We start from the raw sequence: 12,532 nt of genomic DNA, 5'->3' as shown, positions 1-12,532 counted from the left end.
CACCGGGACCCGCGACGCCCGCCTCACCGGGACCCGCGACGCCCGCCTCACCGGGACCCGCGACGCCCGCCTCACCGGGACCCGCGACGCCCGCCTCACCGGGACCCGCGACGCCCGCCTCACCGGGACCCGCGACGCCCGCCTCACCGGGACCCGCGACGCCCGCCCGGCGGACGCCCTACGCGCGTGCCGCCTCCGGGTGCTGCCGCACCCAGCCCTCCCATGCCGAGCTGATCATGTCCTGCACGTCGTACTTGGCCCGCCAGCCCAGCTCCGTGGCGATGCGGGCGGCCGAGGCGACGACGCGGGCGGGATCGCCGGGGCGGCGGGGGGTGACCGTCGGGGCGCGGTCGTAGCCCGTCACCGCGTTGATGCGGTCGATCATCTCGCGCACGGAGACGCCCTCGCCCCGCCCGATGTTCAGGGTGAGGCCGGCGCCGGGGGACGAGCCCAGGGCGCGGGCCACGGTCACATGGGCCTCGGCCAGGTCGACCACGTGGATGTAGTCCCGGACGCAGGTGCCGTCGGCGGTCGGATAGTCGTCACCGAAGACGCGCGGCGCCGCGCCCTCGGTGAGCCGCTCGAAGACCATCGGGACCAGGTTGTACACGCCGGTGTCGGCCAGCTCGGGGGCCGCGGCGCCCGCCACGTTGAAGTAGCGCAGCGACGCCGTGGCGAGACCGGTCGCCCGGGCCGTGGCACGGACCAGCCACTCACCGGCCAGCTTCGTCTCGCCGTACGGCGACAGCGGCCGGCAGGGGGTCTCCTCCGTCACCAGGTCGACGTCGGGCATGCCGTACACCGCCGCGGACGAGGAGAAGAGGAACGAGGGGACCTCCGCCCGCGTCACCGCCTCCAGCAGGACGCGCAGACCCTCCACGTTCTCCCGGTAGTAGTGCAGGGGCCGGTCCACCGACTCGCCCACCTGCTTCTTCGCCGCCAGGTGGACGACCCCGGTGATGCCGTGCCCGGCGAGGGTCCGGTCGAGCAGGTCCGCGTCCAGGACGGAACCGCGCACCAGCGGGACGCCGGCCGGCACCCGCTCGGCGATCCCGGTGGACAGGTCGTCGTACACGACCGTGGACTCGCCCGCCTCGGTCATCGCCCGTACGACGTGCGCCCCGATGTATCCGGCGCCGCCGGTGATCAGCCAGGTCATGTGCGGCCGTCTCCCTCTCAGCATCAGCTCGTCGGCTCTTCGGCCCGTCGCCCCGTCGGCCGGGTCCGGCTCGGCCCCGCCTCAGCGCAGCAGGCGGCGCAGCCGTCCGCGGGCCACCGTCAGCACTCCGCGCAGGCCGGTCGCCACCCGCAGCGCCAGCGCACCGGAGTGCGTGGCGTACGGCTGCGCCAGGAGCACGCCGTGCACGACGCTCGGCACCGCGCGCCGGCGCAGCCGGCCGGCGCCCGTGAGGGCGTGCGCGGTCACCTCCCGCTGCTCGCCGTCCGCGAACCGGACGGTCAGCCGCAGGTCCCAGGTGCCCGCGCCGAGCCTCGCCAGGTCGACCGGCGTCCGCGCCACCCAGCTGTCCGCGCCGGAGGGCGTGAGCGGCACCGTCGTACGCCCCCGGGTGCGGTCGCCCTCACGCGCCTGCCACACCACGTCCACCTCGCGCGGGCCCGCCTCGGCCACCGGCCCGTACAGCTCGTGCAGCCGCAGGCGCAGCAGTGAGGTGTGCGCGCCGGGGCGCAGTTCCGCGTCCACCGCGAGCGGGAGCGTGGCGACGGGCCGGCCCGCCAGCGGGGCCAGGGACACCTGGGGCAGGTCGGCGGACCAGACCGGATCCCCGTCGGCGTCCCGGGCGTAGGGCGGGAGCAGGCGCCCGGGGCGGGCGGCGAGTTCGCGCAGCCGGGGCAGGTCGCGGGGCTCGGGGGACGCCAGCACCACCCGCGCGATCAGGCGGCCGGGTGCGGCGGGGTTCAGCTCCCAGTCGGCCGCGTCGTAGCGCGCGAGGTACTCGCGGGTGCGCGTCCACCACGCGCGCCGGTAGTCCGCGTCCCGCAGCCCCAGCTCGCGCACGTACATGCGCACGTCGTGGTCGAGGAACTTGGCGCGCGCCGCCCGGGCCAGGTCCTTCTGCCCGGCGCCCAGCAGGATGTCGTACGCCAGCGCGGACGCCTCGATGCGCGCCGTCCAGTTCGCGATGCGCCCCCGGTCCAGCGACAGCGACAGCCGCTCGGCCGACCGGCGCACCTGCCACACGTACACCCGGTCCGGTACGAGCGCGAGGCGCGGACCGGCGGCCAGCACGCGCGCGACGAAGACGAAGTCCTCGTAGATGAAGCGGCCCTCGGGGAAGCGGATGCCGTGCTCGCGCAGGAAGTCGGTGCGGTACAGCTTGTTGACGCACAGCGTGTCGTGGACCAGCCGCGGACGCTGCGCGGGGCGGTCGAGGACGGTGCGCTCCGCGTAGAGGGGGGCCTGCCACGGCTGTTCGCTGCCCGAGGGCAGTTCCCGGCGCACGCACAGGCCGCTCGCGACCTCGGCGCGCGCCTCCGTCGCCGCCGCCAGCAGGGCGTCCACCGCACCGGCCGGCAGTATGTCGTCGCTGTCCAGGAACATCACGTACGGCGCGGTCGCCGCGTCGATCCCGGTGTTGCGCGGACTGCCGCAGCCGCCGCTGTTCACGTCCCGGCGCACCACCCGCAGCCGCGGCTCGCCGGCGGCCAGCCGGGCGAGCAGCTCGTCGCTGCCGTCGGTGGAGCAGTCGTCCACGGCGATCACCTCGGCGACCGCCGGCCCCTGCGCGAGCGCCGAGCGCACGGCGTCGGCCACGTGGGCACGGTCGTTGTAGCCGATGACGACGACGGAAACCTGAGACCCCGGCTCCGGTTCGGACGCCGGGGCCGGGTGTGGGTCTCGCTGATCTGAGTGCATGGAGTCCACGGGCAGGGAGCGTAGATATCTTTGGTAATACTCCGTTAAGACGGGCTTAGCGCTTGGTTCGGAAGACGGTGGGAACCGACTGGTGGTTCCCGCACCGGCTCGAACTTTTCGGCCGGCGGCCGCGCGGCCCGCCACAGGCGTACGAACGACACTACCGCCGCGGCGGCCAGCAGCCCGTTGCGGGCCAGCATCAGCAGACAGCCGGGCCAGGTGCCGGCGATCACCTCGTGGTAGCACAGCGGGTACGCCACGGTGCTCAGCGCGGACGCCGCCAGCACCAGTACCGCGACCGGGCGCTGGCTGGTGTGGCGCGAGGTCAGGCACACGGCGGCCAGCCCGATCAGCCAGATCAGGTACTGGGGGCTGATGACCCGGCTGGTGACGGTGAACAGCAGCACCGCGCCGAGCGCCGCGTCGTACGGCGTGGCCTCGCTCCAGTGCCGTGCCCGCACCCGCCACAGCACCAGCAGGCCGAGGCAGACCGCCGTCAGTGCCAGGGAGGCGGTGGCGACGGCGTGCACGTGCGGGCCGACCAGTTCCATCGCCCCGTACCGGTAGCGGACCCCGCCGGACCAGCCGGCGTGCCGGGCCAGGCTGAGTGCCGTGCCGCCGAGCGACTCCAGCTGCACGCCCCGGCCGCCCTGTTCCCGCAGGAAGGAGAAGGGGTGGGTGAAGCGGGCCGCGAGCAGTGCCAGGCACGAGGCCCCGGTCCACGCCGCCCACGTCCACGCGCTGCGCGCCGGCCGTCCCCGGGGCACGCCGAGCAGCACCAGCGCCGGCCACACCTTCACCAGCGCGCCCAGCGCGCCCAGCACACCGCCCGCGCGCGGGGAGCGGGCCGAGGCCAGCAGGGACAGCACGGCCAGCGCGGTGACCTGGACGTCGTACCGGGCGAGCGGCAGGTGCAGCAGCAGCGGCAGGCCGCAGGTCCACAGGGCCGCGCCGAGCAGGCTGCGCCCGGGCCGGGTGCCCGCGCGGACCAGCGCCGCCGCCGTCAGGGCGTCCGCGGCCAGGGTGAGCAGCACGAACGCCCGGAAGTACGTCAGCTGCGGCAGCAGTCCCGGCGCCAGCAGCACCGCGCCCGCGCCCGGCGGGTACTGCCACAGCGTGTCGTGCGCCGGGAACGAGCCGTGCGCGAGGACGCCGTACCAGTGGAAGTACAGCCGCCACACCTCCCGGGTCACCGAGCCCCCGCCGAGCAGCCGGCCCGCGCTGTGGGCGATCAGCCACAGCATCGCGGCGCGGGTGGTGAGCCAGATGGCGGTGAGGGCGAGGACCGGGCCGGGGGTGACACGGAGACGGTTCATCACATGGGAGCCTAAGCGGTGCGGATGGTGTATCCATGCTGATACGCCGTCAAGGACCGCAAATATTGGCTAATCGCAAGAGATCGGGCCATGGTGAACGTCGGGCTTCGTGCGAAACCGCAGTCGCGTCGGGCGGCTGGAGCGACCACCGGCGTACCGACCGGTGCAACGAGCCACGCGCCGCGCCGGGTACCGGTGGGCTCCCGGGAGCGGTGGTGCCGGGCCGCCGCCGTGGGCCTGCCCGCGCTGGTGATGTCGGTGCTCGCGCTCTGGCGGCTGGACCGGGGCGGCATGTGGCGCGACGAGGCGGTCAGCTTCCAGGTCGGGCGCCGTAGCGTGCCGCAGATCTGGCTGCTGCTGCACGAGGTGGACGCGGTGCACGGCCTGTACTACCTGCTGATGCACGCCGTCCTCGCCGTCCACCCCGGTGAGGTCGTCCTGCGGCTGCCTTCGGTGTGCGCGGCGGCCGGCTCGGCGGCCCTGGTGGCCGCGCTCGGCACCCGGCTGGTCCGGCCACGCGTCGGCCTGTGGGCCGGACTGCTCTACGCGGTCACGCCGATGGCCGGGCACTTCGCCCAGGAGGGCCGCTCCTACGCCCTGGTCGCGGCCGGCGCCACGGCCGCGACCCTGCTGTTCGTGCGGGCCGTGCGGGGCGGCTCCTGGTGGCCGTACGGGGCGCTGCTCGCTCTCACCTGCTGGCTGCACGAGTTCGCCGTCCTGCTGCTGCTCGCCCATGCCGTCTCGCTGGCGCTGGCCCGGGCCGGGGCGCGGGTGTGGCGGGGCTGGGGGTGCGCGGCGACGGCGGTCGTGCTGGCGCTGGTGCCGATGGTGCTGGTGTCGCGGCGGCAGGCGGCGCAGGTGGCATGGCTGCGGGAGCCGACGGCGCAGACCGCGGGGGGTCTGCTGCGGACGTTCCTCGGGCCGACGGACGCGGTGTACGGGGTGTGTCTCGGGCTGGCTCTGGTGGGGCTGCTGGGCCTCGTGGGGCGGCGGGGCGAGCCGACCTGTGCGGGGGTGGGACTGCCGTTGGCGGTGGTGCCGCCGGCCGTTCTGATGCTGGTGTCGCAGGTCTCGCCGCTGTACGTCGACCGGTACGTGCTGTACGCGCTGTCGGGGGCGCCGCTGGTGGTGGCCGCGGGGGCGGACCGGGTGGCGGTGCTGGCCGGGCGGGCACTCGCGCGCGGCGCGGGGGCGGGGCGCCTGGGGCGGTGGGCGGGGCGTGCCGCGTGGTGGCCGCCCTCCGTCGCCCTCGCCGGCGTCCTCGCCGTCGGGGTGTCGGTCCTCCACCAGCTCCCCCTTCTGCAGCAGGACCGGGACCCCGGGCGGCGGCCCGACGACCTCGCCGCGATCTCCCGGGCGGCCGCGCGTGCGGTGCGCCCCGGAGAGCCCGTGCTGTTCGTGCCGGCACCCCTGCGGAACGTGGCGCTCACCTACCCCGGGGCGCTGCGGGGGGCGCGGGACGTCGCGCTGGTGGCGGGGGCGGCCGAGTCCGGGACGCTGTACGGCCGGGAGGCCGGCGTGGCCGAGCTGCGCCGCAGGCTGGCCCGGCTGGACCGGGTGTGGGTGGTCGGGGACCGGAGGGTGCTCGCCGGCCGCTGGGCTCCGCGCGCCCCCGTCGAGCGGGCGAAGGTCGCGGTCCTGTGGCAGGAGTTCGCCGGCCGCGAGGAGGCCGTCCGGGGCGGGGTGACGGTACGGCTGTACGTCCGCCCGGTCAGCGCCCGGCCCCGGCCTCCGTCCGCGCCGCCGCGTCCAGAGCGGTGGTGAGCTGGTCGAGCCGGGCGCGCAGCTCGCCGATCTCCGCGAGGTCGAAACCGGTCGCCGACATGATCCGGCGCGGCACCTCCAGGGCCCGCTCACGCAGCGCCGCGCCGTCCCCGGTGAGGTGGACCCGGACCGACCGCTCGTCCTCGGCGCTGCGCTCGCGCCGGACGAGACCGGCCGCCTCCAACCGCTTGACCAGCGGGGACAGCGTGCCGGAGTCGAGCCGCAGCTGTTCGCCGAGCGCCTTGACCGGCAGGTCGCCCTGGTCCCACAGCACCAGCATCACCAGGTACTGGGGATAGGTGAGGCCGAGGTCCTTGAGGATCACGCGGTAGACGCCGTTGAAGGCGCGGGACGCGGCGTGCAGGGAGAAGCAGATCTGGCGGTCCAGCCGGAGCCAGTCGGCCTCGGGGGGCAGGGGCGAAGCGGTCATGCGTCCAGGGTAGCCCTCGTGAGCCATTCAGTTGTGCACAACTGAATTGTGTGCTCTACTTCTGGTCGTACGGCGGTCCGGACAGGGGCCGCCGGAACACCGACTTCCGCAAGGGATGATCTCCATGGACGCGCTCTACACCGCCGTCGCCACCGCGACCCACGGCCGTGACGGCCGTGCCGTCTCCTCCGACGGCAGGATCGACCTCAAGCTGGCCCCGCCGGCCGAGCTCGGCGGCAACGGCGAGGGCACCAACCCGGAGCAGCTCTTCGCCGCCGGGTACGCCGCCTGCTTCGGCAGCGCTCTCGGACTGGTCGGCCGCCAGGCCAAGGTCGACGTCAGCGACGCGGCCGTGACCGCCGAAGTGGGCATCGGCAAGCAGGGCGAGGGCTTCGGCCTGAAGGTGACCCTGCGCGTCGAACTGCCCGACTCCGTCGACCAGGAGACCGGCCGCAAGCTGGTGGAGACCGCCCACCAGGTCTGCCCGTACTCCAACGCCACCCGCGGCAACATCGACGTCGACCTCGTCATCGAGTGACCCCGCACGGGCGCACGGGGACCGGCCCGCCGGGGCCGGCCCCCGCGTCCGGCTAGGTCGACGCGAGCGCGTCCGGGGCCCAGGACGCCTGGCCCGGGATGCGGACCGCCGGCCACGGCATCGACTCGCCCAGCAGCAGGGCCCGCACCACCCGCTCGGCCGCCCGCCCGTCGTCGAACTCGCAGAACCGCTCCCTGAAGTCCGCGCGCAACCGCGCCGACTCCCCGTCCTGCCAGGCCCCCGAGGCCAGCAGCCAGGACAGCTCCCGGTAGGAGCGCGCGACATGGCCCGGCGGCTCGGCGGTGATGTCGAGATACGCGCCCCTGCTCGCCGTGAACGACGGCCAGTCGTCGGCGTGCAGCACGATCGGACGGTCGAGGACGGCGTAGTCGAACATGACGGACGAGTAGTCCGTGACCAGCACGTCCGCCGCGAGCAGCACGTCCGCCACCCGCGGCTCGTCGGTCGCGTCGACCACGATCCCGCGCCGGGCCAGCTCCGTGAGACCCAGGGCCCGCGCGGGACCGTCCGCCAGCGACGGGTGCAGCCGGACCACGAGCGTGCGCCCCTCGCCGAGGTCGGAGGCGAACCGGGCCAGGTCGATCCGGTCCACGTGTCCGCCCCGGCGGTAGTCCCGGCGGGTGGGCGCGTACAGCACGACCGTGTGGTCCGCCGGGATGCCGTGCCGCTCCCGGAAGTCGCCGCCACCGCCGTTCACCAGCACGTCGTTGCGCGGGCTGCCGGTGCGCACCGAGGTGAAGTGGCACGGGTAGGCCCGCTCCCAGACCAGCTCGGAGTGCCGGTTGGCGACCAGGCTGTAGTCCCAGCGGTCGGCCCGGCGCAGCATCTGCGGCACGTCGAAGCCGAGCCGGGCGCCGGGCTTGTCCCGCAGATCGGCGCCCAGGTGCTTCAGCGGCGTCCCCTGGTGGGTGTGGATGTGCACACTGCCCGGACGCTTGGCGAGCGCCCCGGGCCAGTTGACGTCGTTGACGAAGAACTTCGCCCGCGCGGTGACCTCGAGATAGCGCCGGGAGCCGACGACCACGTGCTCGACGCCGGGCGGCAGCAGCGCTGCCGTCTCCGCGTCCCGCACCACCCACACCCCGCGCAGCCACGGCGCGATCTCGCGCGCCGCGGCGTACACGGCCGCCGGGTCGCCCAGCACGCCCCGGTGCGAGGACGCCGAGTACACCACCAGGTTCTCGTCCAGCGGGCGGTGCGCGTGCAGCCCCGCCCACCCGGCACGGGCCCGGGCTGCGGCCGTCCGGCGCACCCGGTCCGCCCGCCGGGCCGCCTCCCGCCCCGCCCGCGACGCCTGCCGGCGCAGCCGGTAACCCGCCCAGGAGCCGGTCAGCACGGCCACCTCGCCGTCCACCCGGGCGCCCTCGGGCCGGTGCCGGCGGAACAGCTCCGCCGTGCGCCGGAAGAACTCCGCTTTCGCGGCGGCCGGCAGCCGGTCCCGTTTGGCGAGGATGTCCAGGCAGTGCTCGCCCATCTTGCGGTGCAGGTACGGCCGCCAGTCCGCCAGCTCCGGCCGCCGGTCCACGAAGGCGAAGACCCGCTCGTACTGGTCGTGGATGTCGAAGTGCTTGCGGCTGGTGGTGGACAGGATGTTGCCCTGCCGGCGCTGCCGGTAGTCCAGGCAGATCCGGTCCAGGACGGCGATCCGGCGGGCACTGAGCATCACCGGGAAGGTCCAGGGCGTGTCCTCGTAGTAGCCGGGCGGGAACACGAAACCGTGCTCCGTGACGAAGTCCCGCCGGTAGACCTTGTTCCAGACCACCATCAGCAGGTCCAGGATCCGCGGATACTCCGCGGCCGTGAACGTGTCCGCCCCGGCCTCGGCGAGGACCCGGGCGAGGGCGTTGCGCCGGGTGCCGCCCCACCAGTAGGTGCGCGCGTAGTCGAAGACGCACACGTCCGGCTCGTCGGCCTCGGTGAGCCGGACGGCGACCGCCCGCAGCGCGTGGGGGGTGAGCGTGTCGTCGCTGTCCAGGAAGAACAGGTAGTCGCCGGTGGCCTCGGACATGCCCGCGTTGCGGGCCCGGCCGAGGCCCACGTTCTCCGGCAGGTGCAGCACCCTCACCCGCGGGTCGCGCTCGGCGTACTCGTCCAGGATCGCGCCGCAGCCGTCCGGGGAGCAGTCGTCCACGGCGATCAGCTCGAAGTCGCCGAAGGACTGCCGGAGCACCGAGTCCAGGCACTCCCGCAGAAAGCCCTGCACCTTGAAACAGGGCACGATCAGACTGAAGCGGGGCACGGGTCAGCTCCTCACGAGGGTCGCGGCGGCGGGGGCGGGGGTGCGCTCGGCGAGCGGGACCACGGGCGGGACCGCCTCGGGCGGCCGGCCGAGCAGTACCCGCCGCACCACCCGCTCGGCGGCCCGGCCGTCGTCGAACTGGCAGAACCGCTCCCGGAACGCGGCCCGCAGCGCCTCGGCCTCCGCGCCCCGGTACGAGCCGTCACGGAAGGCGGCGGCCAGCTCCTCGGGGGTCCGGGCGACCACCCCGGGCGGCTCTTCGAGCAGGTCGAAGCAGACGCCCCGGGTCTCCCGGTAGACCTCCCAGTCGTCGGCGTACACCACGATCGGCCGGTCCAGGTTGGCGTAGTCGAACATGATGGACGAGTAGTCGGTGACCAGGGCGTCCGCGGCCAGGCACACGTCCTCCGAGGAGCGGTGCGCGGTGACGTCGATGACCCTGCCCGAGCCCCGCGAGCCGCCCCGGTCGTAGAAGTAGTGGGCGCGCAGCAGGACGACGACGTCCTCGCCGGCCGCCGCGCAGAACGCCTCCAGGTCCAGGCCGGTCTCGAAGCCGGTGTGGTGGTCGCGGTGGGTCGGCGCGTACAGCACCGCCGTCATGCCCTCCGGGACACCCAGCTCGCGCCGGATCCGGTCCACGTCGCGGGCGGTCGCCGTGTAGTAGACGTCGTTGCGCGGATAGCCGTACTCCAGGTGCTCGTAGGAGCCGGGGAAGGCGCGCTCCCACATCTGGGTGGAATGGCGGTTGGACGAGAGGTTGAAGTCCCAGCGGTCGACCCGGCCCAGCAGTCTGGTGAAGCTGCCGGACCGCGCGGCCACCACGGGGTACGTCGACTGGTCCACACCCATCGTCTTCAGCGGGGTGCCGTGCTGGGTCTGCAGGTGCACGCTGCCGCGCCGCTTGACGACGCCCTCGGCGAAGTTCGCGTTGTTGATCAGGTACTTGGCACGGGCCAGCACCTGCCAGTACTTGCGGGAGCCGATCACCGCGTACTCGACGTCCTGCGGCACGGCGTGCTCCTGACCGGCCTCGACGAGGAACACCGAGCGGATGTGCGGGGCGAGTTCGCGGGCCTTGGCGTGGATCGCGGCCGGGTTGCAGACGTAGCCGCGGCCCCAGTAGGCGCAGTAGACGGCGAGGTTCTCGTCGAGCGGGCGGCGCAGGTCGCGGGCGTAGCGCAGCCGGGTGCGCAGCATGCGCGGGCGCGGCAGCCGCCGGACGGCGCCGCCGGCGGCCCGGTTGGCGCCGCGCAGGGCACGGAAGGCGGTGTACGCGCCCGTCGCCAGCAGCCGGTGCTGCACGCCCAGGCTGCCGCCCGGCACCCGGTGCCCGGCCGGCCGGTGCCGTCGGTAGAGCCGGGCCGCGTGGCGGAAGAACGCCCGGTGCCCCCGGGGCAGCCGCTCCGGCCGGGACGCCGTCTTCAGCACCACGGCGAACAGCTGGTCGAACAGGGCGGTGGTCCGCTCCACGGGCAGCGCGCGCTCGGCCGCCCCGGTCAGCACCCGCTCCACCTGGTCCAGCAGCTCGCGCTGGTGCGGGCCGGGCAGGTTGAGGCGGCTGCCCTGGCGGCGCAGCCGGTGCCGTACGACGGTCCGGCGCAGCACCGCGATCCGCCCGGCGGCGGCCCCGACCAGGCCGCTCCAGCCCAGGTCCGTGAAGTGCACTTCGGGAAAGACGAGTTCGTGCTCGACGAGGAAGGCGCGGCGGTACACGGCGCTCCACGCCGGCAGCTGGACGCCGGTCAGCGCGGGCAGTTCGACGGGCGCGAAGGCCCCCTGCGGAGCCCCCGCGAGCAGCGCCGCGGCCGGATTCGTCGGCTCGCCCTCCCACCAGGGGGCGCGCTCGTGCTCGACGTACAGCACGTCCACCCCGGCGATCTCCGTCAGCCGGGCGTCCAGCGCGGCCAGCGCACCCGGCAGTAGCAGGTCGTCACCGTCCAGGAACAGCAGGTACGAACCGGTGGCCGCCCGCATCCCGGCGTTGCGCGCCCCGCCCACACCGGCGGACGGCGGCGAATGGGCCGGGGTCACCCGGGAGTCCCGCTCGGCGTACCGGGCGGCCACCGCGGCGGCCGGAGCGTCCGGGGCGTCGCAGACCGGGATCAGCTGAAGGTCGCCGAAGGACTGGCCGAGGACCGAGTCGAGGGCCTGGGACAGCCGGCCGGCGACCCCGTGGGAGGGGACGATGATGCTGAAGCGGGGCATGTGGTTCTTTCTGTCGTCGTGCGGACGCGGCCGGGCCGTCCCGCCGGACGCCAGGTGGACGGCCGGCTCGGGGTGGGCCGCGTCGAGCCGAAGGGCATGGGAACTCCCGGAAGGACCAACGGTGTTCAGCGGCTCTCGGTGACGGGAAGGGGACCGGAAGGTTGCGGCACGGTGGCCAGCGGGGACCGCGGGCAGGCCGCCGGCGCCGGTGACCGGTCCGCGAGCGGCACCACCGGTGCCGGCTGCGTCTCGCCCAGCACCACCCGCCGGACCACCCGCTCGGCGGCCCGGCCGTCGTCCCACGGGCAGAACCGCTCCCGGAACGCCGCCCGCAGCCGCGCCGCGCGCGGGCCGCACCAGCGCCCGGTCGCGAACACGTCGATCAGCTCGTCCTCGCTGCGCGCCACCGCGCCCGGCGGGAACGCCCGCAGGTCGAGGTAGACGCCCCGGGCCGCCTCGTACGCCGCCCAGTCCTCGGTGTGCAGCACGATCGGCCGGTCCAGGCCCGCGTAGTCGAACATCACCGGCGCGTAGTCGGTGAGCAGCACGTCCGCGGCCAGACACAGGGCGGCCGGGTCCGGGTGGCCGGAGACGTCGACGATCCGGGTGCCCCGCACCGGGACCGGGGTGCGCGCCAGGACCACGAAGCGCGGGCCCAGGCGCCGCAGGACCCGCTCCAGGTCGAGCAGCGGGCGCTGGGTGCGCACGTGATCGCGGTGCGCGGGCGCGTACAGCACCGCGACCGCCCCCTCCGGAACCCCCAGCGAGGCGCGCAGCCGCGCCACGTCGTCGGCCGTCGCCCGCTGGAGGACGTCGTTGCGGGGCAGCCCGTACTCCAGCGTGGTGTACCGGCCCGGGTGGACGCGTTCCCAGGTCAAGGTGGCGTGCCGGTTGCCGGACAGGACGTGATCCCACCGGTCGACGCACCGCATCAGCTCGGCGAAGTCCGTGTCCCGGGCCGCGGCCGGGCGCTCCAGCAGATCGAGGCCCGCGTGTCCGAGCGGGGTGCCCTGGTGGGTCTGCACGAAGACCTGCCCGGCCCGCTTGCGCAGCATCCCCTCGAAGCCGGCGTCGGTGACCAGGTACCGGGAGCGGGCCAGCGCCGACCAGTAGGCGGCCGTCCCCGGTGTCAGCCGCCGCGGAC

General features: G+C 74.9%; 9 protein-coding genes. 2 read left to right on the top strand and 7 right to left on the bottom strand.

The window, feature by feature from the left end; all coding sequences use genetic code 11:
• Positions 1–178: 178 nt before the first annotated feature.
• The 3 genes from galE to GT045_RS07235 all read right to left on the bottom strand — a co-directional run bounded on the left by galE (position 179) and on the right by GT045_RS07235 (position 4,191).
• Positions 179–1,159, bottom strand: coding sequence for a UDP-glucose 4-epimerase GalE (gene galE / locus GT045_RS07245; protein ID WP_161289920.1), 981 nt, complete (start codon positions 1,157–1,159; stop codon positions 179–181).
• An 81-nt stretch (positions 1,160–1,240) separates the two neighbouring features.
• Positions 1,241–2,875, bottom strand: a complete 1,635-nt coding sequence (locus tag GT045_RS07240; RefSeq protein WP_161333656.1) for a glycosyltransferase family 2 protein — start codon at positions 2,873–2,875, stop codon at positions 1,241–1,243.
• Between the two features lie 44 nt (positions 2,876–2,919).
• On the bottom strand, positions 2,920–4,191 hold the full coding sequence (locus tag GT045_RS07235) for a glycosyltransferase family 87 protein (RefSeq protein ID WP_202515442.1): 1,272 nt from the start codon (positions 4,189–4,191) through the stop codon (positions 2,920–2,922).
• A 231-nt stretch (positions 4,192–4,422) separates the two neighbouring features.
• On the opposite strand from GT045_RS07235, the gene GT045_RS07230 reads away from it, so the two are divergent.
• Positions 4,423–5,955, top strand: a complete 1,533-nt coding sequence (locus GT045_RS07230; protein ID WP_161333655.1) for a glycosyltransferase family 39 protein — start codon at positions 4,423–4,425, stop codon at positions 5,953–5,955.
• On the opposite strand, the gene GT045_RS07225 is transcribed toward GT045_RS07230, so the two are convergent.
• Positions 5,903–6,385 carry a MarR family transcriptional regulator gene (locus GT045_RS07225; RefSeq protein ID WP_237538405.1) on the bottom strand — a complete coding sequence of 161 codons (483 nt, stop codon included), beginning with the start codon at positions 6,383–6,385 and terminating at the stop codon, positions 5,903–5,905. The two genes, GT045_RS07230 and GT045_RS07225, sit on opposite strands and share 53 nt — an antisense overlap.
• 124 nt (positions 6,386–6,509) lie before the next feature.
• Between GT045_RS07225 and GT045_RS07220 the strand changes: the two genes are divergently transcribed.
• Entirely contained in the window at positions 6,510–6,923 is a 414-nt protein-coding gene (locus tag GT045_RS07220; protein ID WP_161298444.1) for an organic hydroperoxide resistance protein, read from the top strand.
• Between the two features lie 52 nt (positions 6,924–6,975).
• On the opposite strand, the gene GT045_RS07215 is transcribed toward GT045_RS07220, so the two are convergent.
• From GT045_RS07215 to GT045_RS07205, 3 genes are all read right to left on the bottom strand, one after another.
• Positions 6,976–9,183 carry a bifunctional glycosyltransferase/CDP-glycerol:glycerophosphate glycerophosphotransferase gene (locus GT045_RS07215; protein WP_161333653.1) on the bottom strand — a complete coding sequence of 736 codons (2,208 nt, stop codon included), beginning with the start codon at positions 9,181–9,183 and terminating at the stop codon, positions 6,976–6,978.
• 3 nt (positions 9,184–9,186) lie between these two features.
• On the bottom strand, positions 9,187–11,388 hold the full coding sequence (locus GT045_RS07210; RefSeq protein WP_161333652.1) for a bifunctional glycosyltransferase/CDP-glycerol:glycerophosphate glycerophosphotransferase: 2,202 nt from the start codon (positions 11,386–11,388) through the stop codon (positions 9,187–9,189).
• A 125-nt stretch (positions 11,389–11,513) separates the two neighbouring features.
• The coding region (locus GT045_RS07205) for a CDP-glycerol glycerophosphotransferase family protein (protein ID WP_202527402.1) at positions 11,514–12,532 on the bottom strand (1,019 nt) is incomplete at its 5' end.

Source organism: Streptomyces sp. SID486, from assembly GCF_009865385.1.
GTDB lineage: Bacteria > Actinomycetota > Actinomycetes > Streptomycetales > Streptomycetaceae > Streptomyces.
Note: the sequence above shows the minus strand (reverse complement) of the source record. Positions and strands in the feature narration are given on the sequence as shown.

Excerpts from the sequence above, each read along its gene's own strand:
- galE (WP_161289920.1), bottom strand. The coding sequence starts at position 1,159 with ATGACCTGGCTGATCACCGGCGGCGCCGGATACATCGGGGCGCACGTC.
- GT045_RS07240 (WP_161333656.1), bottom strand. The coding sequence starts at position 2,875 with ATGCACTCAGATCAGCGAGACCCACACCCGGCCCCGGCGTCCGAACCG.
- GT045_RS07235 (WP_202515442.1), bottom strand. The coding sequence starts at position 4,191 with ATGAACCGTCTCCGTGTCACCCCCGGCCCGGTCCTCGCCCTCACCGCC.
- GT045_RS07225 (WP_237538405.1), bottom strand. The coding sequence starts at position 6,385 with ATGACCGCTTCGCCCCTGCCCCCCGAGGCCGACTGGCTCCGGCTGGAC.
- GT045_RS07220 (WP_161298444.1), top strand. The coding sequence starts at position 6,510 with ATGGACGCGCTCTACACCGCCGTCGCCACCGCGACCCACGGCCGTGAC.
- GT045_RS07210 (WP_161333652.1), bottom strand. The coding sequence starts at position 11,388 with ATGCCCCGCTTCAGCATCATCGTCCCCTCCCACGGGGTCGCCGGCCGG.